The 22,888-nt window shown below is 70.8% G+C and carries 20 protein-coding genes; 7 read left to right on the top strand and 13 right to left on the bottom strand.

Features of this window, described 5'->3' with window-relative positions; all coding sequences use genetic code 11:
- Positions 1–2: 2 nt before the first annotated feature.
- The 4 genes from alaS to rpsD all read right to left on the bottom strand — a co-directional run bounded on the left by alaS (position 3) and on the right by rpsD (position 4,350).
- Positions 3–2,675 carry an alanine--tRNA ligase gene (gene alaS, locus STRVI_RS13715; RefSeq protein WP_014056248.1) on the bottom strand — a complete coding sequence of 891 codons (2,673 nt, stop codon included), beginning with the start codon at positions 2,673–2,675 and terminating at the stop codon, positions 3–5.
- Positions 2,675–3,004 carry a DUF6167 family protein gene (locus STRVI_RS13710; protein WP_014056247.1) on the bottom strand — a complete coding sequence of 110 codons (330 nt, stop codon included), beginning with the start codon at positions 3,002–3,004 and terminating at the stop codon, positions 2,675–2,677. Before STRVI_RS13710 ends, alaS begins: the two co-directional genes overlap by 1 nt.
- An 8-nt stretch (positions 3,005–3,012) precedes the next feature.
- A complete protein-coding gene (locus tag STRVI_RS13705) occupies positions 3,013–3,459 on the bottom strand; it encodes a DUF948 domain-containing protein (RefSeq protein ID WP_014056246.1) in 447 nt (148 codons plus the stop codon).
- A 279-nt stretch (positions 3,460–3,738) separates the two neighbouring features.
- On the bottom strand, positions 3,739–4,350 hold the full coding sequence (rpsD, locus tag STRVI_RS13700) for a 30S ribosomal protein S4 (protein WP_014056245.1): 612 nt from the start codon (positions 4,348–4,350) through the stop codon (positions 3,739–3,741).
- A gap of 55 nt (positions 4,351–4,405) precedes the next feature.
- Here rpsD and STRVI_RS13695 point away from each other — a divergent pair, with 55 nt between their 5' ends.
- Positions 4,406–5,308, top strand: a complete 903-nt coding sequence (locus STRVI_RS13695) for a DUF2470 domain-containing protein (RefSeq protein ID WP_014056244.1) — start codon at positions 4,406–4,408, stop codon at positions 5,306–5,308.
- A 50-nt stretch (positions 5,309–5,358) separates the two neighbouring features.
- Here the strand turns inward: STRVI_RS13695 and STRVI_RS13690 are convergent, their stop codons facing one another.
- The gene (locus STRVI_RS13690; RefSeq protein WP_014056243.1) at positions 5,359–6,747 is read right to left on the bottom strand and encodes a replication-associated recombination protein A; all 1,389 of its coding nucleotides are present in this window, start codon (positions 6,745–6,747) and stop codon (positions 5,359–5,361) included.
- Between the two features lie 64 nt (positions 6,748–6,811).
- Positions 6,812–7,468: a vitamin K epoxide reductase family protein gene (locus tag STRVI_RS13685; RefSeq protein ID WP_043235867.1), complete on the bottom strand. Its 657-nt coding sequence runs from the start codon at positions 7,466–7,468 to the stop codon at positions 6,812–6,814.
- A gap of 179 nt (positions 7,469–7,647) precedes the next feature.
- Between STRVI_RS13685 and STRVI_RS13680 the strand changes: the two genes are divergently transcribed.
- Genes STRVI_RS13680 through STRVI_RS13665 form a run of 4 tightly spaced genes read left to right on the top strand, consistent with a single transcriptional unit; the run spans position 7,648 to position 11,256 of the window.
- Positions 7,648–8,526: an ABC transporter ATP-binding protein gene (locus STRVI_RS13680; RefSeq protein ID WP_014056241.1), complete on the top strand. Its 879-nt coding sequence runs from the start codon at positions 7,648–7,650 to the stop codon at positions 8,524–8,526.
- Positions 8,523–9,383, top strand: coding sequence for an ABC transporter permease (locus tag STRVI_RS13675; protein WP_014056240.1), 861 nt, complete (start codon positions 8,523–8,525; stop codon positions 9,381–9,383). The genes STRVI_RS13680 and STRVI_RS13675 overlap by 4 nt, the downstream gene beginning before the upstream one ends.
- A complete protein-coding gene (locus tag STRVI_RS13670) occupies positions 9,341–10,639 on the top strand; it encodes a sensor histidine kinase (protein WP_014056239.1) in 1,299 nt (432 codons plus the stop codon). Before STRVI_RS13675 ends, STRVI_RS13670 begins: the two co-directional genes overlap by 43 nt.
- Positions 10,636–11,256 carry a response regulator gene (locus tag STRVI_RS13665; RefSeq protein WP_014056238.1) on the top strand — a complete coding sequence of 207 codons (621 nt, stop codon included), beginning with the start codon at positions 10,636–10,638 and terminating at the stop codon, positions 11,254–11,256. The genes STRVI_RS13670 and STRVI_RS13665 overlap by 4 nt, the downstream gene beginning before the upstream one ends.
- A gap of 58 nt (positions 11,257–11,314) precedes the next feature.
- On the opposite strand, the gene hisS is transcribed toward STRVI_RS13665, so the two are convergent.
- On the bottom strand, positions 11,315–12,577 hold the full coding sequence (gene hisS / locus STRVI_RS13660; RefSeq protein WP_014056237.1) for a histidine--tRNA ligase: 1,263 nt from the start codon (positions 12,575–12,577) through the stop codon (positions 11,315–11,317).
- A gap of 13 nt (positions 12,578–12,590) precedes the next feature.
- Complete coding sequence (locus STRVI_RS13655; RefSeq protein WP_014056236.1) at positions 12,591–13,307, bottom strand: MBL fold metallo-hydrolase; 717 nt, start codon at positions 13,305–13,307, stop codon at positions 12,591–12,593.
- 152 nt (positions 13,308–13,459) lie between these two features.
- Here STRVI_RS13655 and STRVI_RS13650 point away from each other — a divergent pair, with 152 nt between their 5' ends.
- Entirely contained in the window at positions 13,460–14,326 is an 867-nt protein-coding gene (locus STRVI_RS13650) for a peptidylprolyl isomerase (RefSeq protein WP_014056235.1), read from the top strand.
- A 208-nt stretch (positions 14,327–14,534) separates the two neighbouring features.
- A complete protein-coding gene (locus STRVI_RS13645; protein WP_014056234.1) occupies positions 14,535–15,764 on the top strand; it encodes a DUF349 domain-containing protein in 1,230 nt (409 codons plus the stop codon).
- Between the two features lie 126 nt (positions 15,765–15,890).
- On the opposite strand, the gene STRVI_RS13640 is transcribed toward STRVI_RS13645, so the two are convergent.
- The 5 genes from STRVI_RS13640 to yajC all read right to left on the bottom strand — a co-directional run bounded on the left by STRVI_RS13640 (position 15,891) and on the right by yajC (position 22,866).
- Positions 15,891–18,422: a RelA/SpoT family protein gene (locus STRVI_RS13640; RefSeq protein WP_014056233.1), complete on the bottom strand. Its 2,532-nt coding sequence runs from the start codon at positions 18,420–18,422 to the stop codon at positions 15,891–15,893.
- 234 nt (positions 18,423–18,656) lie between these two features.
- The gene (locus STRVI_RS13635) at positions 18,657–19,265 is read right to left on the bottom strand and encodes an adenine phosphoribosyltransferase (protein WP_014056232.1); all 609 of its coding nucleotides are present in this window, start codon (positions 19,263–19,265) and stop codon (positions 18,657–18,659) included.
- Between the two features lie 16 nt (positions 19,266–19,281).
- On the bottom strand, positions 19,282–20,403 hold the full coding sequence (gene secF / locus STRVI_RS13630; RefSeq protein WP_014056231.1) for a protein translocase subunit SecF: 1,122 nt from the start codon (positions 20,401–20,403) through the stop codon (positions 19,282–19,284).
- A gap of 1 nt (position 20,404) precedes the next feature.
- Positions 20,405–22,186, bottom strand: a complete 1,782-nt coding sequence (gene secD, locus STRVI_RS13625; protein ID WP_014056230.1) for a protein translocase subunit SecD — start codon at positions 22,184–22,186, stop codon at positions 20,405–20,407.
- A gap of 152 nt (positions 22,187–22,338) precedes the next feature.
- Positions 22,339–22,866, bottom strand: a complete 528-nt coding sequence (gene yajC / locus STRVI_RS13620; protein WP_014056229.1) for a preprotein translocase subunit YajC — start codon at positions 22,864–22,866, stop codon at positions 22,339–22,341.
- Between the last annotated feature and the right edge of the window lie 22 nt (positions 22,867–22,888).

Below are 22,888 nucleotides of genomic sequence, written 5' to 3'. Positions count from 1 at the left end.
GACTAACGGCCCGATTCCGTGACAAGCCGCTCGACGGCCTCGATGGCCTCGCCGACGGCGTCCGGGTTCTGGCCGCCGCCCTGGGCCACGTCCGGCTTGCCGCCGCCTCCGCCGCCGAGTGTCTTGGCGGCGGTGCGGACCAGGTCACCGGCCTTGAGACCGCGCTCACGGGCGGCCTCATTGGTGGCGATCACGGTGAGCGGACGGCCGCCCGCCACGGTGAAGAGGGCGACTACGGCGGGGCGGTCGCCCGGGATGCGCCCGCGCACGTCCAGGACCAGCTTGCGCAGATCGTCGGCGGAGGTGCCGTCCGGCACCTTGGCGGCGACCAGGGCCGTGCCCCGGACGTCCTTGGCGCCCTGGGCGAGACCGGCGGCGGCCTGCAGCACTTTCTCGGCGCGGAACCGCTCGATCTCCTTCTCGGCCTCCTTGAGCTTGCCCAGCATGCCGGAGATCTTCTCCGGGAGCTCCTCGGGGCGGCCCTTGACCAAGTCGGTGAGCTGGGAGACGACGGTGTGCTCACGGGCGAGGAAGTTGTAGGCGTCGACGCCCACCAGGGCCTCGACCCGGCGCACACCGGAGCCGATGGAGGATTCGCCGAGCAGCTTCACCAGACCGAGCTGAGCGGTGTTGTGCACATGCGTGCCACCGCACAGCTCCTTGGAGAAGTCGCCGATGGTCACCACGCGCACCCGGTCGCCGTACTTCTCGCCGAACTCCGCGATGGCGCCCTGCTTCTTGGCCTCGTCCATGCTCATCACCTCGGCGGAGACGTCGAGTTCCCGCGAGAGCACTTCGTTGATCTTCTGCTCGACGTCCATGAGGACCCCGCCGGGCACGGCGGCCGGCGAGCCGAAGTCGAAGCGGAAGCGGCCGGGCGAGTTCTCCGAACCGGCCTGGGCGGCGGTGGGGCCCAGCGCATCGCGCAGCGCCTGGTGGGTGAGGTGGGTGGCGCTGTGGGCGCGGGCGATGGCGCGGCGGCGCGTGATGTCGATCCGGGCGTGGACACCGGCGCCGACCGTCACCTCGCCGACCTGGACGACGCCCTTGTGCACGCTGACGCCGGGCACCGGCTGCTGGACGTCCCGGACCTCCACCACGGCGCCGGTGTCCAGCGTGATCCGGCCGGTGTCGGCGAGCTGGCCGCCGCCCTCGGCGTAGAACGGGGTGCGGTCCAGGACGACCTCGACCTCGTCGCCCTCGCCGGCGGCGGGCGAGGACACCCCGTCGACCAGCAGGCCGACGATGGTGGACTCGCCCTCGGTGTGGCTGTAGCCGGTGAACTCGGTCAGGCCGGAGCTGTCGGCCACCTCGCGGTAGGCGGACAGGTCGGCGTGGCCGGTCTTCTTGGCCTTGGCGTCGGCCTTGGCGCGCTCCCGCTGCTCCTTCATCAGCCGGCGGAAGCCCGCCTCGTCCACCGAGAGGCCCTGTTCGGCGGCCATCTCGAGGGTGAGGTCGATCGGGAAGCCCCAGGTGTCGTGGAGCAGGAACGCCTTGTCGCCGGCGAGCACGCTGCCACCGGCGGCCTTGGTGTCGGTGACGGCGGTGTCGAGGATGTTGGTGCCGGCCTTGAGCGTCTTGAGGAAGGCCGACTCCTCGGCGAGGGCGACGGTCTCGATGCGCTTGCGGTCGGTCAGCAGCTCCGGGTACTGCTGGCCCATCGTCTTGAGGACGACGTCGACCAGCTCGCCGACGACCGGCTCGGTGGCGCCGAGGATGCGCATGTTGCGGATGGCGCGGCGCATGATGCGGCGCAGCACATAGCCGCGGCCCTCGTTGCCGGGGGTGACGCCGTCGCCGATGAGCATGACGGAGGTGCGCATATGGTCGGCGACCACGCGCAGCGAGACGTCGGACTCATGGGCGGCGCCGTAGGCGACCCCGGTCAGCTCGGTGGCCTTGTCCATGACGACGCGCAGGGTGTCGGTCTCGTACATGTTCCGCACGCCCTGCAGGATCATCGCGAGGCGCTCGAGGCCGAGGCCGGTGTCGATGTTCTTGCTGGGCAGCTCGCCGAGGATCGGGAAGTTCTCCTTGCCCTCGCCCGCACCGCGCTCGTACTGCATGAAGACCAGGTTCCAGATCTCCACGTAGCGCTCGTCGTTGACGGCCGGGCCGCCCTCCTCGCCGAACTCCGGACCACGGTCGTAGTTGATCTCGGAGCAGGGACCGCAGGGGCCGGGGACGCCCATGGACCAGTAGTTCGGGCCCATGCCCAGGCGCTGGATACGCTCGGCGGGGACGCCGATCACCTCGCGCCAGATGCGCTCGGCCTCGTCGTCCTGCTCGTAGACGGTGATCCACAGCCGCTCGGGGTCGAGGCCGTAGCCGCCCTCCTCCTGCGAGCTGGTCAGCAGCTCCCAGGCGTAGGTGATGGCGCCTTCCTTGAAGTAGTCGCCGAACGAGAAGTTCCCGCACATCTGGAAGAAGGTGCCGTGGCGGGTGGTCTTGCCGACCTCTTCGATGTCCGGGGTGCGCACGCACTTCTGCACGCTGACGGCCCGGTCGAAGGGCGGCTTGACCTCGCCGAGGAAGTACGGCTTGAAGGGGACCATGCCCGCGGGGACCAGCAGCAGCGTCGGGTCGTCCGCGATGAGCGACGCCGACGGCACGACGGTGTGCCCGCGCTCCTCGAAGAAGCGCAGCCAGCGGCGGCGGATTTCAGCCGACTCCATCAGTGGTCCTCATTTCCGGCTTTGTGGAGCTTGTGGGGAGTGGTGTGGTTGAGCTGGGCCCGGCCCCGCTGGGCCGGGAGCTGCTTACGGTCGTCCGGCGGTGGCGCCGAGAGCCCGAGCGCGTCCTTGAGCGCGGCCTCGCGGTCGGCCATGCCGTCCCGTACGTCGAGGGCGAAGACCTTGATCCGCCGGCCCGCCAGCACCGCGCGGTCGGCGGCCTTCGCCGCCAGACTCTCCGGGGTGAGCTGGTTGAGCTTGCGGTTGACCTTGGTGGTGGCCCACACTCCGGCGGCGACGCCGGTGGTGAACCAGAATGTGCGGCGGAACATCCGGTCTGTCAGCCCTTCGATCCACGGTTGCGACGGCCGCCCCAGCGGGCGGACGGCAGGGTCTTGCCGATGACGACGGTGCGCGCGGGCGCGGGCTCGTCCGCCGCCCGCCCCTTGCGGCCGATCGCCCGCCGGACGCCGTAGCCGAACGCGGCCACCTTGACCAGCGGACCGCCGAAGGCGGTGGAGACGGTCGAGGAGAGCGCGGAGGCGTTGGAGGTGACCTCCTGGACGTCGGAGGCGATGGAATCCACCCGGGCGAGCTGGGTGTTGGCCTCGCGCACGGTCGCGGACGCCTCGCTGAGCAGCGGGACCGCCTGATCGGTGACCTCCGCCAGCAGCCTGGTGGCCGCCTTGAGCGTCTGGGCCAGCCTCACCAGCGCCAGGGCGAGGAAGGACACCAGGATCGCCCAGAAGACGGCCACGAGGATCCCGGCCACCTCTCCACCGGACACGTCGCACCGCTCCCTGTCGCCGCTCGTCGTCGTTGGTCGTGTTGGTCGTGCTCGTCGTGATCGCTCGTCGTTCGGGTCGTTCGTCGCCCGCCGCTCTCGGGCGGTATCCGGGCGCGGGCGGCAGGTATCGACCTTATCGCGCCACGGACGCGCACCCGAAACGGATAACGGCCGCCGGGCGCGCTCCCGGGTCCGCCATCGGAAAAGCCCGCGGGTTCCCCGTCGACCGGCGTCGAGGGGAACCCGCGGGCTTGGCTGGGTACTGTGCGCTCCGCTGAATCAGCGGGCGTAGTACTCGACGACGAGCTGCTCGTCGCAGATGACCGGAATCTCCTTGCGGTTGGGGTCCCGGTCGAGGCGGAAGGCGAGCGCCATGAGGTTGACCTGGAGGTAGCGCGGGGTCTCGCCGTCGGGGGCGTAACCACCCTCGCGCGCCACCTGGAAGGGGTGCTTGTCGCGGCTGCGCTCGCGGACCATCACCACGTCGTCCGGGCGGACCCGGAAGGACGGCTTGTCGACCTTACGGCCGTTGACCTCGATGTGGCCGTGGGTGACCATCTGGCGGGACTGGTAGATGGTGCGGGCGATGCCCGACCGCAGGACGAGCGCGTCCAGACGGCGCTCGAGCTCGATGACCAGAGCCTCGCCCGTCTTGCCTCCGGCCTTCCGAGCGCGGTCGTAGGCACGGGCCATCTGGCGCTCGCTGATGTCGTACTGGGCGCGCAGGCGCTGCTTCTCCAGCAGCCGGACCTTGTAGTCACTGGTCTGCTTGCGGCCACGGCCGTGCTCGCCCGGCGGGTACGGGCGGGCCTCGAAGTACTTGACGGCCTTCGGGGTCAGAGCAATGCCCAGCGCCCGCGACTTCTTGACCTTGGGACGCGACTGGTTCACGGGGAACGAACCTCCATGTAAGTTAGGTGAGCCTTACCTTAGCCGAGGAGAACGCATGTTTCGACCTGGGATCCCCCTGCCCAGCACTGGTCAGAGCCCCGAGGAGGGTCAGCCGCGTCCCAAGGAAGACGCCCTGCGGCCGTCGCCGGCAGAGCGCGTACGTACTCTCGTTGAATCCAAGGCTACGGCTTCGTTGACGATTCCCGGAATCGAGGCCCTGGCTGACCTGGGGGCCGACTGTCCGGCCGCCCGGACGGTCGCCCCGGACGGAGATGTGCTGCTGCTGGTCCCCAGCGGCTCCCCTCCCGCCCGGGCCGCCGCACACGCCCAGGACGACGAACTGACCTGCGTGATGGAGATCACCGACGTCGCCCCCGTCGCGATGCCCCAGCGGATCCGCGGTCGCGCCTGGGTGGCCGGCTGGCTCACCCCCATCCCCTGCGGCGAGCGCACGCGCGCCGCGGCGGCGCTGCTGGCCGAGCGGCATCCGGTGGGCGAACTGCTCGGCCTCGACCAGGCGCCGCGGCCCCGGCGGTCCGGTGGGCCGGCCACCGGAGTGGGGCCCGCCGGGAGAGCCGCCTGGACGCTGCTGCGGCTGGAGGTCGGCGAGGCGTGCGTGGACGACCTGTGGGGTGCGGACGGCGTCGAGCCGGACGACTTCACGACCGCCGGCCCCGATCCGCTCGTGCGGCACGAGGCCGATCTGCTCCAGCATCTGCACGCCGCCCACAGCGAGCAGGTGCGCGGGCTGTGCGCACTGCTCGGCGACCGCTCCGACGTGGTCTGCACCCGGGGCGCGGCCACCCCCGTGGCGCTGGACCGCTTCGGTCTGCGGGTGCGCTTCACGGACGAGGCGGACCGGCCGTTCGACGCGCGCTTCGACTTCCCCGAGCCGGTGCGGAACGTGACCGAGCTGCGGTACGCGATGCACGCCCTGTTCGACGCGGCGACGAGCTGAGCCTGCGAGTGGGGTGATCGGCGCGGGCGCGGCGGCCGCAGGCCGGGCCGCTACGACGAGGCCGGGGCCGGACCGTCGGCGGACGGCGGCCGGTCGCCCCGCAGCCGCGCCCGCACCCGCTCCACCACATCCGCGTACCGCGCCTCGGCGCCGTACCGCGTGGGCTCGTAATACCGCTTGCCGTGGATCGTGTCCGGCGCGTACTGCTGCGCCGCGATCCCGCCCGGCAGATCGTGCGGATAGAGATAGCCCTGTGCGTGGCCGAGCTTCTTGGCGCCCTGGTAGTGGCCATCACGCAGATGCGGCGGCACCGGCCCGGCCAGGCCCGCCCGCACATCCGCCAGCGCCGCGCCGATCGCCGTGGTCGCGGCGTTGGACTTGGGCGCGAGCGCCAGGGCGATCGTGGCATGGCTCAGGGTGAGCGCCGCCTCCGGGAAGCCGATCAGGGCGACCGCCTGCGCCGCGGCCACGGCGGGGGGCAGGGCGGTCGGATCGGCGAGGCCGATGTCCTCGCTCGCCGAGATCATCAGCCGGCGGGCGATGAACCGCGGGTCCTCCCCCGCCTCGATCATCCGGGCCAGATAGTGCAGCGCCGCGTCCACATCCGAGCCGCGGATGGACTTGATGAGGGCGCTGGCCACGTCGTAGTGCTGGTCGCCCGCGCGGTCGTACTTCACCGCGGCCCGGTCGACCGCCTCCTCCAGCGAGGTGAGGGTGACCTCGGCCTCGCCCTTGTCCAGGGCCGCCCCGGCGCCCGCCTCCAGCGCGGTGAGCGCCCGCCGGGCGTCGCCGCCCGCTATGCGCAGCAGATGCGCTTCGGCGTCCTCGGGGAGGGTGACCGCTCCGCCGAGCCCGCGCTCGTCGGTGAGCGCGCGCCGCAGCAGCCCGCGCAGATCGTCGTCGGTCAGCGACTCCAGGGTGAGCAGCAGCGAGCGGGACAGCAGCGGGGAGATCACGGAGAAGTACGGATTCTCGGTGGTGGCCGCGATCAGCGTCACCCAGCGGTTCTCCACGGCGGGCAGCAGCGAGTCCTGCTGGGCCTTGCTGAAGCGGTGGATCTCGTCGAGGAAGAGGACGGTGTCCCGCCCGTACGCGCCGGAGGAGCGGCGCGCGCCGTCGATGACGGCCCGGACCTCCTTGACCCCCGCGGTGATGGCCGACAGCTCGACGAAGCGCTTCTGGGTGGCCTGGCTGACCACATACGCCAGCGTCGTCTTGCCGATCCCCGGCGGGCCCCAGAGGATCACCGACGATGGCCCGGCCGGACCCCCGCCACCCTCGCCCACGAGCCGGCGCAGCGGCGATCCGGGGCGCAGCAGATGCTGCTGGCCCACGACCTCGTCGAGGGTGCGCGGACGCATCCGCACGGCCAGCGGGCTGCTGGCCGGGTCCTTCTCCTGGCGGTCCTCTGCGGCGGCGGTGAACAGGTCTGGCTCCACGACGGGAAGCCTATGCCAACCCTCCGACAACGCCGCCGGGCTCAGCGTTCGGAAGGCACGGGCTTCAGCCCTGAGCGCCCGTCCAGAAGTCCCACCAGCGGGTCAGGATCAGCATTCCGATGACCCCGATCCACATCACCGGGACCACCCAGTGGAACTCCATGAGCCCGCGCCGCAGGCCGTCGGGCGCGGGAAGGTATCCGTGCTTGAGGTTGTGGCCGGTGACGTAGCAGAACATCACGATGGTGGCGACCCAGGCGAGGCAGCACCACAGGCACAGCGAGCCGATGACGTACAGCGACTCGTACTGCAGCCAGGTCACGAAGCCGACGCCGAAGAGCGTGCCCGCGTTGAAGGTCAGCCAGTACCAGCGCGGGAAGCGTGCCCCGGTCAGCAGGGAGATGCCCACACAGATCACGATGCCGTAGGCGACCAGGCCGAGCATCGGGTTCGGGAAGCCGAACGCCTGCGCCTGGTCGCTCTCCATGATGTTGCCGCAGGAGACGACGGGGTTGAGGCTGCAGCCGGGCGTGAAGACCTTACCGTCGGCCTTGTACTCGAGGATCTTGTTCTTGTCGATCGTGATGACCCAGGCCGCGAGAAGCCCCAGCGCACCGGTGATCACGAGCAGAAGGGCGAAGGCGCGACTGCCCCCCGTCCCGGTCCGCACGCCGTCCCGCGCCTCGCCGGACTCCACGTCGTCCATCACTGTCGTCGCCATACTCGCCGTCCGTCGCTCTCCACCGTGTTCAGCCCCGTCGGGCACGGCCATTGTGCCGCACCCGCCCCCGCCGTACGGCCCGCTCATCCAGGCCATGCCATGGTGTCCTGTCACCCGTTCGGAGGACATAAGACGGGCTTCCCGGTCGTCCCCGGGACGAGCGCGACACCCTCACGCTCATGGATATGGCAGACGAAGCGATACAGGTCCGCGGACTGCGCAAGCGCTATGGCGCGGTGACCGCACTGGACGGCGTTGACCTGGGCATCCGGCAGGGTGAGGTGTTCGGCGTCCTGGGGCCCAACGGGGCGGGCAAGAGCACCATGGTGGAGATCCTCCAGGGCCATCGGAGCCGGGACGCGGGAGAGGTCACGGTGCTGGGCCGGGACCCCGCCTCCGGGGGACGGGAATGGCGTTCCCGGATCGGCATCGTTTGGCAGGATGAATCCGCCCCGGCCGAGTTGACGGTGCGGGAGACCGTGCGGCATTTCGCCCGCTACTACCCGCGCCCGCGCGACCCCGACGAGGTCATCGGCCTGGTCGGCCTGGAGGCCAAGACGGGCAGCCGGATCAAGGCGCTGTCGGGCGGCCAGCGGCGCCGGCTGGACGTGGCGCTCGGGGTGATCGGCGATCCGGAGCTGTTGCTGCTGGACGAACCGACGACGGGCTTCGACCCGGCGGCACGGCGGCGGTTCTGGGAGCTGATCCGGCGGCTGGCGGACGAGGGCACCACGATCGTGCTCACCACGCACTATCTCGACGAGGCGGAGGCGCTGTCCGACCGGCTCGCGGTCATCGCCGCGGGCAAGGTCGTCGCCGAGGGCGCACCCGCCGAACTGCGCGAGCGGCACGGAAGCCGGGCGACGGTCCACTGGATCGAGCCCGGCGACGGGGCGCGCCAGGAGGAGACGGAGACCCCGACCCGTACCGTCGCGGGGCTGATGCGCCGCTTCGACGGGGAGATTCCGGGGCTGCGGATCTCCCGGCCGACCCTGGAGGACGTCTATCTGCGGCTCACCGGCCAACTCGACGAGCAGCCCGGGGAGGGCACGCGATGACCACCACGAGCACCACCTCCTCCGGTGCCCGGCACACCGGCGCGGCCACCCCCGCGCGGCTGCCCGGCGCCTGGACCCTCGGGCTGCACCGGGGCGCCCTCGAGCTCAGGCAGTTCTTCCGCCAGCGCGAACAGGTGGTCTTCACCTTCGCCTTCCCCGTCGTCTTCCTGGCCCTGTTCGCCTCGATCTTCCGGAACGATGTGCGGGGCGCGGGCGTGACCGCCTCTCAGCTGTACGCCGCGGCGATGATCGCGTCGGGGGTGATGTCGACCAGCTTCCAGTCGCTGGGCGTCTCCATCGCGCTCGAACGGGACGAGAAGGTGCTGCGGCGGCTGCGCGGTACGCCGATGCCCCCGGCCGCGTACTTCCTCGGCAAGCTGTGGCTGGTCCTGGTGTCCGGGATCGCCGAGACGGTGCTGCTGCTGGCCGTCGGCGCCGCGCTCTTCGACCTCGATCTGCCCACGGGGGCGGCCACGTGGTTCACCTTCGCCTGGGTCTTCGCCCTCGGGCTGACCGGCTGTGCGCTGCTGGGCATCGCGATCAGCAGTGTGCCGCGCTCCGGCAGGAGCGCCACTTCGGTGGTGGTCCTGCCGTTCCTGGTGCTGCAGTTCATCTCCGGCGTCTTCATCTCGATCGACACGCTGCCGGACTGGATGCTGAACGTGGGTGCCCTCTTCCCGCTGAAGTGGATGTGCCAGGGGTTCCGAGGAGTGTTCCTGCCGGAGTCGGCGGCCGTGCTGGAGCAGGCGGGCTCCTGGGAGTACGGGCGGATCGCCCTGGTGCTGGGCGCGTGGTGCGTCGGAGGATTGGTGCTGTGTCTGCTGACCTTCCGTTGGAAGAGCCACCGGGACGGCTGAGCGAACCGGCCGGGCCGCGCGATCCGGACGTGTACTACCGCACGTACCGCCGCTGGGACGTCTATTTCGCGATCGTGTTCGCCGCCACGTTCCTGTTCGTGCTGGGCGGATCGGACCCCGGGACAGGACTGCGCGTGGTCGCGGCGTCCTTCTTCGCCGCGACCGCGCCGTGGTATGTGCTGGTGGGCCGGCCGGTGCTGCTGGCGGAAGGCGAGGACCAGCCCCGCGCGCTGGTCTATCTGGTGGGGCTGTTCCTGCTGTTCGTGGTGCCCTCGGCGCTGGTCGGGGAGACCCGGATCGCCATCTTCGCGCTGGCGCCCCAGTGCTTCATGCTGCTCCGGATGCGTGGGGCGCTGATCGCCGTCACCGTGATCAATGTCGTCCCGGTGGTGGTCTGGGCGTTCGTGGAGCGGCCCGATTCCGGGGATCTGTTCTTCAACTCCCTCTTCGCGGCCGTCTCATGGGCCTTCTCGTTGATCATCGGCAGCTGGATCATCATGGTGCTCCAGCAGAGCGCCGAGCGGGCCCGGCTGATCGCCGAGTTGGACGCCAGCCGCGAGGAGGTGGCCCGGCTGTCGGCCGCGCACGGCGCCCTCGCGGAGCGGGAGCGGCTGACCCGGGAGATCCACGACACCCTCGCCCAGGGCTTCACCAGTCTGGTGATGCTCGTTCAGGCCGTGGAGTCGGAGCTGGACCACGATATGCCGCTGGCCCGCCGCCACTTGGGCCTCATGGCCCGTACGGCACGGGAGAACCTCGCGGAGGCCCGCGCCCTGGTCGCCGGGGCGGGCCCGGCCGACCTGGACGGCAGTTCGCTCCCCGACGCGCTGCGGCGGCTGGCCGCGCGCCACGGGGAGCAGACCGGCTCCGCCGCCCGCGTCGAGGTCTCGGGGGCGGTCCGGCCGCTGCCCGCCGCCGTGGAGGTGGTGGCGCTGCGCGGCTGCCAGGAGGCGCTGTCCAACGCCCGTCGGCACGCGGGGCCGGGCACCGCCGTCACCATCGCGCTCGGCTACGGCGAGGACGCGCTGCGGCTGCGGGTCCGGGACACCGGCCGCGGCTTCGACCCACGCGCCCCGCGCGAGGGCTACGGCCTGGCCGGGCTACGGGCACGGGCGGGCGAGGTGGGTGGCACGGCGGAGGTGACCGCCGCCCCCGGCGAGGGAACGACGGTCACGCTCGAACTGCCCGTCCAGCCGACCGCCCCGTCCCTCCATCCCTCCCGGCCGACGGTACGAAAAAAGAGGAGCGCACGGTGATCCGGATCCTGATCGCGGACGACCACCCGGTGGTGCGGGAGGGGCTGCGCGGCATGCTCGGCGCCGAACCCGATCTGACCGTGGTCGGCGAGGCGGACAGCGGGCCGCGGGCGGAGGCGCTGTGCGTCTCGCTGCGGCCCGATGTGGTGCTGATGGACCTGCGGATGCCGGACGGGGGCGGGGTGGAGTCGATCGCCCGGATGACCGCCGCCGGGCTGCCGTCCCGGGTGATCGTGCTCACCACGTACGAGACGGACGGGGACATCCTGCGCGCGGTGGAGGCGGGCGCGGCGGGCTATCTGCTCAAGGACATGGCCCGCGCCGAACTGGCCGAGGCCGTACGCTCCGCGGCTCGCGGCGAGACGGTCCTGGCCCCGTCCGTCGCCGCCCGGCTCATGGACCAGCTGCGCGACCGGCCCGAGCGGCCCCGCCTCTCCGAGCGGGAGACGGCCGTGCTGCGGCTGGTCGCCCAGGGGTGCACCAATGCGGAGATCGGACGACGTCTGTTCATCGGCGAATCCACGGTGAAGACCCATTTGCTGCGGGCCTTCGGCAAGTTGGGCGTGGACGACCGCACCGCGGCGGTCACCAGCGCGATGCGGCTGGGCCTGCTGTAGGGGCAGCGAAAGCGAAGAGGGGCCCGGAGAAATCCCCGGGCCCCTCTTCGAGCGTCGCTCAGGCGAGGCGCGACTGGATCGCCTCGACCACCTCGGCCAGGGGCACCGGCGCCTGCTCGCCGGACTCCATGTCCTTGAGCTGGACCACGTCCTCGGCGAGGTCGCGCTCGCCCGCCACGATCGCGTAGCGCGCACCGCTGCGGTTGGCCGCCTTCATCGCGGCCTTGAGGCCCTTGCCGCCGTAGGCGAAGTCCGTGGCGACACCCGCCGTGCGGAGCTCGCCGACCACGCCGAAGAGGACCTTCCTGGCCTCCTCCCCCAGCGGCACCGCGAAGACGCTGACGGCATCGGGGAGGTTCAGCTCGATGCCCTCGGCCTCCAGCGCCAGCACCGTACGGTCGACGCCGAGCGCCCAGCCCACCGAGGGCAGCGCCGGGCCGCCGATCATCTCGGACAGCCCGTCGTAACGGCCGCCGCCGCCGACCGCGGACTGCGAGCCCAGCCCGTCGTGGACGAACTCGAAGGTGGTGCGGGTGTAGTAGTCCAGGCCGCGCACCAGCTTCGCGTCGTCCTCGAAGGCCACGCCGCGCGCGGTGATCAGCTCGCGGACCTCCGCGTGGTACGCCTTGCACTCCTCGCACAGGTAGTCGCGCAGCAGTGGGGCGCCGGTGAGCTGCTCGCGCACCGCCTCGCGCTTGTCGTCCAGCACCCGCAGCGGGTTGATCTCGACGCGCGCCCGGGTGTCCTCGTCCAGGTCGAGGCCGCGCAGGAAGTCCTGGAGGGCGGCCCGGTAGACGGGGCGGCAGGTGGCGTCGCCCAGCGAGTTCAGCAGGATGCGGAAGTCGCGCAGCCCCAGCGAGCGGTACGCGTCGTGGGCCAGGATGATCAGCTCGGCGTCCAGGGCCGGGTCCTCGGCGCCGATCGCCTCCGCGCCGACCTGCGAGAAGTGGCGGTAGCGGCCCTTCTGCGGCCGCTCGTAGCGGTAGTACGAACCCGAGTACCAGAGCTTGACCGGCAGCGATCCGGCCTTGTGCAGATTGGCCTCCAGGGCGGCGCGCAGCACCGAGGCGGTGCCCTCGGGGCGCAGCGCGAGCTCGTCGCCGCCCTTGGTGGTGAGGGTGTACATCTCCTTGGTCACGATGTCGGTGGACTCGCCGACGCCGCGCGCGAAGAGCTCCACGTTCTCGAAACCGGGGGTCTCGATATAGCCGTAGCCGGAGCGCTTGAGCGGTGCGGCGATCGCCTCGCGCACCGCCAGGTACGCCGCGGAGGCCGGCGGGATCAGGTCATACGTGCCCCGGGGGGCTTTGAAGGTGCTCAACGGAAGTCTCTCGTCACATTCCTCGTCGCGGAGCCGGGCGCTGCGCGCCGTCTCCCAGGCCGGCGGCCACCTCGCGCAGATACGGGTTGGTGGCGCGCTCACGGCCGATGCTGGTCTGGGGGCCATGGCCGGACAGCACCACGGTCGAGTCGTCGAGCGGCAGGACCACACGGGCCAGCGACTCGAGTATCTCGGCGTGATCGCCGCCGGGCAGATCGGTGCGTCCGATGGAGCCGGCGAAGAGCAGATCGCCCGCGAAGAAGACGGACGGGACGTCCGCCTGCTCGGGCATCCGGAAGGTCACCGACCCCTTGGTATGGCCCGGGGCGTGCGCGACGGTGAGGTCGAGACCGGCCAGCTTCAGCTCGGCGCCGTCGGCCAGCTCCTTGACGTCGTCCGGCTCGCCCACGGTGAGTTCGCCCATCAGCGGCATGCCGATGGAGCGCCCGAAGGCCTTCTCGGGGTCGCTCATCATGTAGCGGTCGGACGGATGGATCCAGGCCGGTACGTCATGCGCGCCGCACACCGGGACGACCGAGGCGACATGGTCGATATGGCCGTGGGTGAGGACGACGGCGACGGGCTTGAGCCGGTGCTTGGCGACCGCCTCCGCGACGCCTTGGGCCGCCTGATGGCCCGGGTCGATGATCACGCACTCCTCACCGGCGGCGGGGGCGACCAGATAGCAATTGGTCCCCCAGGCCCCGGCGGGGAACCCGGCAATGAGCACGATCGTCCTTAAAAGTCGTCCGGTGGAAGATTGTCGGCGGCTTCAGAGCCTACCGGCGGCGCCCCCACCACAGCGAACCCGTATACGGTACGGCCGAGCCCTCACGCACAACAGCAGGACACTGACGGCACACGCCTTGAGGAGACGACCCGGTGGTCACTAACGAGCAGCGGCGGCGGCAACTCGCCCGGGAGAAGTACCTTCGCCAGCAGCAGCGGCGCGAATCCGCCCGGCACAAGACGCGCCAGCGCAATGTCGTGATCGCCGCCGTACTGGCCGTGGTCCTGGCCGGTGGCGGTGCCATCGCGGCCACGGGCGCGCTGTCCGGAAGCGACAAGGACAAGACGAAGGACGACGCCGCCGCGTCCGGCACCCCCTCGGCCGCCCCCACCAGCAAGGCGCCGGACCCCTGTGCCAAGGAGGCGAAGGCGGTCGCGGGCAAGAAGCCGAAGAAGCTGTCGTGGAAGAAGGAGCCGGCGCTCACGGTCGACAAGTCGGCCTCCTACACGATGAAGCTGGAGACGACCTGCGGGGACATCTCCGTGGCCATGGACGCCGGCAAGGCGCCGCACACGGTCAACTCCTTCGGCTTCCTGGCGGGCGAGGGCTACTTCGACCACACCAAGTGCCACCGGCTGGTGAACTCGGGGATCTACGTGCTGCAGTGCGGTGACCCGCAGGGCACCGGCGCGGGCGGCCCCGGCTACACCCTCCCGGACGAGAACCTGAAGGACCCCTCGGTCAAGGGCGGCAAGTACCCGGCCGGGACCGTCGCCATGGCCAACCAGTACAACCCGCAGACCAAGCAGGGCAAGAACACCGGCGGCAGCCAGTTCTTCCTGGTCTACAAGGAGAGCGAGCTCCCGCCCTACTACACGCCCTTCGGCACCGTGGACAAGGCCGGGATGAAGGTCCTGAAGAAGATCGCCGACGCGGGGGCGGGAGCCCCGGACCAGACGATGAACACCGCCCCCAACGCCAGCGTCGTGATCAACAAGGCGACGGTCGGCAAGTCCTGAGGTCGCCGACGCGCGTACTGCGAAATTTCGGTCGCGCAGGATACGGACAGCCGGGGCACCGGTCGCCTATGTTGGCGTTGTGTAGGGTGCCTGCCCCGGAGGCCGCCACCCTGCCGTGAGACCGGCCAGGGCGCATCCCGGCCGGAAGAAACTGTGGACGATGCCGGCGGGCCGCGCGCCCGCCCCGGCATCATGTGGAGGAGGCGCTGTGAGCAGCGAGCCTTGGGGCCGCGTCGACGAGGCGGGGACCGTATACGTGCGTACGGCCGACGGTGAGCAGGTCGTCGGATCGTGGCAGGCGGGATCGCCGGAAGAGGCCCTCGCCTACTTCGAGCGCAAGTACGACGGTCTGGTCGTCGAGATCGGTCTCCTCGAGCGCCGGGTCAAGACCACCGATCTGTCGGCCAAGGACGCGACGGCGGCCATCGACCACATCCGGCACCAGCTCGACGAGCATCACGTGGTCGGCGATCTGGACGCGCTGAGGGAGCGGCTCGACAAGCTCGCCGGGGACGTCGACGCCCGCCGCGAGCAGCGCAAGGCGGCCAAGGCGGTCCAGGCCGACGAGGCCCGCAGGGCCAAGGAGGACCTGGTCGCCGAGGCCGAGCAGCTGGCCGCCAGCGAGCAGTGGCGGGCGGCCGGGGAGCGGCTGCGCGCCCTGGTGGACACCTGGAAGGGCCTGCCGCGCCTGGACCGCAAGGCGGACGACGAGCTGTGGCACCGCTTCTCGCACGCCCGCTCGGCGTTCTCCAAGCGCCGCAAGGCGCATTTCGCGGCCCTGGACGCACAGCGCGAGGAGGCCCGTCAGACCAAGGAGAAGCTGGTCGCCGAGGCCGAGGCGCTCTCCGGCTCCACCGACTGGGGCCCGACCGCGGCCCGGTACCGGGAGCTGATGGCGGACTGGAAGGCCGCGGGCCGTGCGCAGCGCGAGGCCGAGGAGGACCTGTGGAACCGCTTCCGCGGTGCGCAGGACATCTTCTTCCAGGGGCGCAGTGAGGTCTTCGCGGAGCGCGACGCCGAGCAGCGGGAGAATCTCACCCGTAAGGAGGAGCTCGTCGTCGAGGCCGAGAAGCTGCTGCCGATCTCGGACCTGAAGGCGGCCCGCGCGGCCTTCAGGTCGGTCAACGAACGGTGGGAGGCCGTCGGCCATGTGCCGAGGGACGCCCGGGCCCGGATCGAGGGCCGGATCCACGCGGTGGAGCGCGCCATCCAGGAGGCCGAGGAGGCGGACTGGCGGCGGACCAACCCCGAGGCGCGGGCGCGCGCCCAGGGGCTCACGGGCCAGTTGCAGGACGCCGTCGACAAGCTGCGCAGGCAGATCGACGCGGCCCGCGCGGCGGGGAACAACGCGAAGGCCGACAAGCTCTCCAAGGAGCTCGAGGGCCGGCAGGCGCTGCTGGACCAGGCGCTGAAGGGCCTGCAGGAGTTCGGCGGCTGATGCCGATCCGCTGATCCGGTCGATACGGCGGCGGCCCCCGGTGCGAAGGCGCCGGGGGCCGCCGCCGTCGTGTGCTCAGCGGGCGCGTTTTCTCAGCGGGCGCGGGTTCTCAGCGGGCGCGGGTTCTCAGCGGGCGCGGGCCGAGGTGACCCGGTAGACGTCGTAGACGCCCTCGACGCCCCGTACGGCCTTCAGGACGTGGCCCAGGTGCTTGGGGTCACCCATCTCGAAGGTGAAGCGCGAGGTGGCCACCCGGTCGCGGGAGGTCTGCACGGCCGCCGAGAGGATGTTGACGTGCTGGTCGGACAGCACGCGGGTGACGTCCGACAGCAGCCGGGACCGGTCCAGCGCCTCGACCTGGATGGCGACCAGGAAGACCGACGACTGGGTGGGCGCCCATTCGACGTCGAGGATGCGCTCGGGCTGCTGGGAGAGCGAGTCCACGTTGACACAGTCGGCGCGGTGCACCGAGACACCGCTGCCGCGGGTGACGAAGCCGATGATGGGGTCGCCGGGGACCGGCGTACAGCAGCGGGCCAGCTTGACCCACACATCCTCGACACCCTTGACCACGACGCCCGGATCGGCGCTGGAGCGGCGCTTGGAGCGGCGGATGGGCGGGGCGGTCTCGGCGATGTCCTCGTTGGCGGCATCCTCGCCGCCGAGCGCCTGGACGAGCTTTTGCACCACGTTCTGCGCGGAGACATGGCCCTCGCCGATAGCCGCGTAGAGCGCGGAGATGTCCGGGTAGCGCATCTCATGGGCGAGGGTGACCAGGGAGTCCCCGGTCAGGATCCGCTGGATGGGCAGGTTCTGCTTGCGCATCGCCCGGACGATCGCGTCCTTGCCCTGCTCGATGGCCTCGTCGCGGCGCTCCTTGGAGAACCAGGCGCGGATCTTGTTACGGGCGCGGGGCGACTTGACGAAGCCCAGCCAGTCGCGGGACGGCCCGGCGCCCGCCGCCTTGGAGGTGAAGACCTCCACCAGGTCGCCGTTGTCGAGGGTCGACTCCAGCGGCACCAGCCGACCGTTGACCCGCGCCCCGATGGTGCGGTGGCCGACCTCGGTGTGTACGGCGTATGCGAAGTCGACCGGGGTGGCCCCGGCCGGAAGCGCTATGACATCGCCCTTGGGCGTGAAGACGAAGACCTCGTTGCGGGACAGGTCGAAGCGCAGGGACTCCAGGAACTCGCCCGGGTCCTCGGTCTCCTTCTGCCAGTCCAGGAGCTGCCGCAGCCACGCCATGTCGTTGATGGCGTCGTCCTTGCCCGCCTTACGGGGCACATCGGTGCGCACCTTGGAGGCGCCGGCCACCGCCTCCTGCTTGTACTTCCAGTGCGCGGCGATGCCGTACTCGGCGCGACGGTGCATGTCGAAGGTGCGGATCTGCAGCTCGACCGGTTTGCCGCTGGGCCCGATGACCGTCGTGTGCAGCGACTGGTACATGTTGAACTTGGGCATCGCGATGTAGTCCTTGAACCGCCCGGGCACCGGGTTCCACCGCGCGTGGATGGTCCCGAGCGCCGCGTAGCAGTCGCGGACGGTGTCGACGAGCACCCGGATGCCCACCAGGTCGTAGATCTCGGCGAAGTCGCGGCCGCGCACGATCATCTTCTGGTAGACGGAGTAGTAGTGCTTCGGCCGGCCGGTGACGGTCGCCTTGATCCGTGCCGCCCGCAGATCGCCCTGGACCTGGTCGGTGACGACGGCCAGGTACTCGTCGCGCTTGGGGGCCCGCTCGGCGACCAGCCGCACGATCTCGTCGTACATCTTGGGGTAGAGGATCGCGAAGGCGAGGTCCTCCAGCTCCCATTTGATGGTGTTCATGCCCAGGCGGTGGGCGAGCGGGGCGTAGATCTCGAGGGTCTCGCGGGCCTTCTTCTCCTGCTTCTCCCGCTTGAGGTAGCGCATGGTGCGCATGTTGTGCAGCCGGTCGGCCAGCTTGATGACCAGCACCCGGGGGTCCCGGGCCATGGCGACGACCATCTTGCGCACGGTCTCGGCCTGGGCCGCCTCGCCGAACTTGACCTTGTCCAGCTTGGTGACGCCGTCGACGAGCAGGGCGACCTGGTCGCCGAAGTCCCGGCGCAGGGTGTCCAGGCCGTATTCGGTGTCCTCGACGGTGTCATGCAGCAGCCCGGCCATCAAAGTGGCCGGATCCATACCCAGCTCGGCCAGGATCGTGGTCACCGCGAGGGGGTGGGTGATGTACGGATCGCCGCTCTTGCGCTTCTGTCCGCGGTGCCAGCGCTCGGCCACCTGGTACGCGCGCTCGATCTGGCGCAGCGTCGAGGCTTCCGCCTTGGGGTCGTTGGCGCGCACGATCCGCAGCAGCGGCTCCAGCACCGGGTTGTACGGGCTGGAGCGCTGGACGCCCAGGCGCGCCAGGCGGGCCCGGACGCGGTTGGACGAGCCGGAGCGGGGCGCGGGGCTCTGTACGGGGCGCGCGGGGGGCGTGGTGGCGGGCAGGTTGCTGGAGCGGCCCGTGGCGGGCTTCGGGCTCGTCTGCTCGGGGCCGCGCCGGACCGGGCTGTCGCCGCTGTTCTTGGGCACGCCGGAGGCCGCCGTCGGTTCGGCGGCGGTGGGCGCCTCCGGCTGTCCGGAGGGGGTTCCGCCCGGACGGACTTTGGGCGAGAGCGGCTGGGCCTCGTCTGGCAAGAGCACTCCTCAAGCGGTCCGGACCTCGAGAGGTCAGGCTGCCATGGTATCGATCCCGCCACTCCGCTTGCCTGCCGACTGCCAAGCCGGGCATGACGGAGGCATGTGGCGGCATGACGGAGGGCGGGGACCGGCGGTGCGCGGTCCCCGCCCTCCGGCGGTCTTCTCGGCCCGCTGTGCGGGCCCCGGCCCGGCGTACGGGCCCCGGCCCGGCGTACGGGCCCGTCATCCGGCTCAGACCGTGATCAGGGCCTCCAGCGGGGCGCTGTCGAGCGCGGCCAGCAGACGGCCACGGCCGTCGAGGAAGCCGAGCTCCAGCAGCACGGCGACCCCGGCGATCTGGGCGCCGGCCCGCCGGATGAGCTGCAGGGACGCCTCGGCGGTGCCGCCGGTGGCCAGTACGTCGTCGATCACCAGGACCCGGTCACCGGGCTCCAGCGCGTCGGCGTGTATCTCGATCTCGGCGGTGCCGTACTCCAGCTCGTACGCCTGGCCGAGCGTCGCCCCGGGGAGCTTGCCGGCCTTGCGGACCGGTACGAAGCCGATTCCGGCGCGGACGGCGGCCGGGGCGGCGAGGATGAAGCCACGCGCCTCCAGGCCCACCACCTTGTCCGCCCGGTGCCGGACGCACAGCTCGGCGAGCGCTTCGGTGAGCGCGCCGAAGGCGGTGGCGTCGGCGAGCAGCGGGGTGATGTCCTTGAACATCACGCCCGGCTTGGGGTAGTCCGGCACGTCCTGGATCCGGCTGAGCAGCAGTGTGCGCAGCTCGTCGGCGGCGGCCGCACCGGATCCGTCGGAACTGCCGTCGGGACTATCCGCCGCGGTCTTCGTCGTCTCGGTCATCGTCGGGCTCCCCCGCTCATCGCCGCTTGCCCGACGGCCGGCCGCGCCCCCGGTTACGGGCGGCGGGCTGGCGACGCTGACCGACGACCCCGGAGGGGGCCGCGGCGGCGTCCTCCAGGCCGGGGGCCTCCTCCTCGTCGGACGACGACTCGGCGGCCTCGGCCTTGGCGGACGCGGCACGCTTGGCCTTGACCCGCTTGGCCAGGGCCTTCATCTTCGGGTCGCGCTCCTTCAGATCCGCGACCAGCGGGGTCGCGATGAAGATCGAGGAGTACGCACCGGCGGCGAGGCCCACGAAGAGCGCCAGGGAGATGTCGTTGAGCATGCCCGCGCCGAGCAGACCGCCACCGATGAACAGCAGCGCGCCAACCGGCAGCAGCGCCACGATCGTGGTGTTGATGGACCGCACCAAGGTCGAGTTGAGGCTGCGGTTGGCGATTTCGCTGTAGGTGAAGCGGGTCTGCTTGGTGAGATCCCTCGACGCTTCCTTGAGGCCGTCGAAGACCACGACGGTGTCGTAGAGCGAATATCCGAGGATCGTCAGCAGACCGATCACGGTGCCCGGGGTGACCTCGAAGCCGACCAGTGCGTAGACACCGACGGTGATGGTGAGGTCGTGGATCAGGGCGATCAGGGCGGCCAGCGCCATCCGCCATTCGAAGGCGATGGCGAGATAGATCACCACCAGCACCATGAAGATCGCCAGACCCTGCCAGGCCTTGCCGGCGATCTGCTCGCCCCAGCTCGGACCGACAAGCTGAGTGTCGATCTTGCTGGTCTTGACGCCCAGCTCCTTGGCGAGGTTCTCCTGGACCGGCAGGGCTTCCTTGGTGCCCAGCTCGCTGATCTGGATCCGCAGGCCGCCCCGGCCGAGCTCCTGGACGACGACGGTGTGGCCGCCGGACGCGTCCTCCGCCGTCTGGCGCAGGTCGGAGGCCGAGACCTTGGTGTTCGGGGTGGTGAAGACCGCGCCGCCGGAGAACTCGATGCCCATGTTCAGACCGCGCACCGCCAGGCCCACGATGGCCGTGATGGTGATCAGTATCGAGACGCCGTACCAGAGCTTCCGCTTGCCGACGAAGTCGTAGCCGACCTCGCCTCGGTAGAGCCTGGCGCCGAGAGTGCCGAGTCGCGACATCTCACGCCTCCTTCGTGTCGGCGGGGCCGGGGGCGGCGGGACGGCGACGGCGCAGTGGCGGCGTGACCCCGAGGCGCTTGGGGTCCAGTCCGGACCACGAATGGCCGTTCCCGAAGAACGGGCGGCGGGCGAGGATCGTCATCAGCGGCTTGGTGAAGAGGAACACCACGGCGACGTCGAGCAGCGTGGTGAGCCCCAGGGTGAAGGCGAAGCCCTGCACCTTGCCGACGGTGACGACGTAGAGCACCGCGGCGGCCAGGAACGACACGAAGTCCGACACCAGGATGGTGCGCCGGGCCCGCGGCCAGCCGCGCTCCACGGCGGGGCGCAGCGAGCGGCCCTCCCGGATCTCGTCGCGGATCCGCTCGAAGTAGACGATGAACGAGTCGGCGGTGATACCGATGGCCACGATCGCACCGCAGACCGCCGGCAGGTTCAGCGCGAAGCCGATGCCCGGGCCGAGCAGCACCATGATCGTGTACGTCAGGATCGCGGAGACGCCGAGGCTGGCCATGGCCACGAGGGCGAGACCGCGGTAGTAGACGACCAGGTAGATCACGACGAGCGCGAGGCCGATGGCACCGGCGACCAGACCGGCGTCCAGCTGCTCACCGCCGAGCGCGGCGGAGACGGTGGTCTCGTCCGCGATGTCGAAGGACAGCGGGAGCGCACCGTAGGACAGCACGTTGGCCAGGTCCTCGGAGCTCTGCTGGGTGAAACCGCCGGAGATGGTGGCCCGGCCGCCGGTGATGGCGCCCTGGGTGACCTCGGGGTCGGAGACGACCTCGCCGTCCAGGACGATCGCGAAGCGGTTCTGCGGGGACTGCTTGGTGGTGAGCTCGCCGGTGGTCTTGGCGAACTTCTTGGAGCCCTTGCCGTTGAAGTCGAGCTGGACGATCCAGCCCGCTCCGTTCTGGCTCTCGAAGACCGCGGAGGCGTCGTCCACGTCGGTGCCCTCGACCTCGGAGGGGCCGAGGACGAACTTGGAGTCGCCCTTCTCGCTGCAGGCCAGCACGGGGTCGCTCGGCTTGGCGTTGGCCGCCTTGTCGGCGACCGCGGCGCGGGCGGCCGGCTTGGTGCAGTCCAGGGCCGCGAACTGCTTGGCCAGCTCCTCCTGGCTGGTGGAGCCGGGCGGGTTCTTGGACGGGTCGGGCTTCGGGGTGTTCGACGGCGAGGGGGTCTCGCTGGGCTTCTTGTCGGCCTTCAGCCCCTCGGAGAGGGCCCGCCCCTGGGTGCTCGGGCTGGCCGAGGAGGACGTGGAAGCCGACGAGGAGGCCGACGGCGTGCCGGACGGCTTGCCGCCCTTGTCGTCACCCTTGCCGCCGGCGCTGGCGGACGGGCTGGGGGTGGAGCTGGGCTCGGGGGTCTTCTGGCCGCTGGTGGTCGTGGCCACCGGCCGGAAGTAGAGCTGGGCGGTGGTGCCGACCTGCTGCCGGGCCTGCTTCGCGTTCGTCCCCTTGGGGATGTTCACGATGATGTGCTTCTCGCCCTGCGTCTGGACCTCGGCCTCGGACACACCCAGACCGTTGACCCGCCGCTCGATGATGCTCACGGCGGTGTTCATATTGTCCGTGTTGATCGCGTTGGGCTTGCCCGGTTGGTTCTTGGCCTCCAGCGTGAAGCTGGTGCCGCCCGCGAGATCGATACCCAGTCGCGGCGTGGTATGACCGGAGACGAACATGCCTCCGGTCAGCGCCACGATGGCGATCAGGATGACGGCCAAGGCGCGCCCGGGCCTGCCCTGTGACCCGGAGGACCTGCGGCCCTTCTTCGGTGCTGCCACCTTCTCGTATCTCCCTGTCCAACCGCCCCGCATCGGGTGTGCGCGGAGCGGCCACGAAGTCTTGTGGGGACGAGCCCCCGCCGGAGCCTAGACCGTTCAGGGAACCGCGGCGCACCAAGCGGGGGCGCGCCGCGGTTTCCCGGATGACGGACTTACTTCGCGTCGGTGCCGCCGTCCCGCTTCTCGTCCTCGGAAGTGCTCGCCGCGACGGCGTCGTCCTTGCCGAGGTCGATCTTCTTGACATCCGTCTTCCCGGCCTTCTCGTCCGCCTCTTCTTCGGCCGCGTCGGCCTTGTCGGCGGAGGAGTCGCCATCACCGGCGTCGGCGGCCTCGGTCAGCGAGGAGGCGTCGTCGGGAACGACAGGGGTGTCGGCGGCGTCGACGTCCTCGTCGGGGTCGATGCCGTGCACGATGCGGTTGTACTCGGCGTCATCCAGGACGGCGCCCACCGAGTTCTTCGCGTAGATCGCGTGCACGCCGGGGGCCACCTCGAGGAGGACCGTGTCGTCGTGGACCTCCTTGACCGTCGCGTACATGCCGCCAATGGTCCGCACGCCGGTGCCCGGGTGCATGTCACTGCGCATCTGCTGGGCCTTGCGCTGCTTGTTCTTGGCCGAACGCGTCATCAGGAACATGGCCCCGATGAGCACGATGAACGGCAGGAGAGTCACGATATTCACGGGACGGAAATTCCTTCACACG

The organism is Streptomyces violaceusniger Tu 4113, from assembly GCF_000147815.2.
GTDB lineage: Bacteria > Actinomycetota > Actinomycetes > Streptomycetales > Streptomycetaceae > Streptomyces > Streptomyces violaceusniger_A.
The sequence above is the reverse complement of the archived record's forward strand: the minus strand, read 5'-3'. Positions and strand labels throughout refer to the sequence as shown.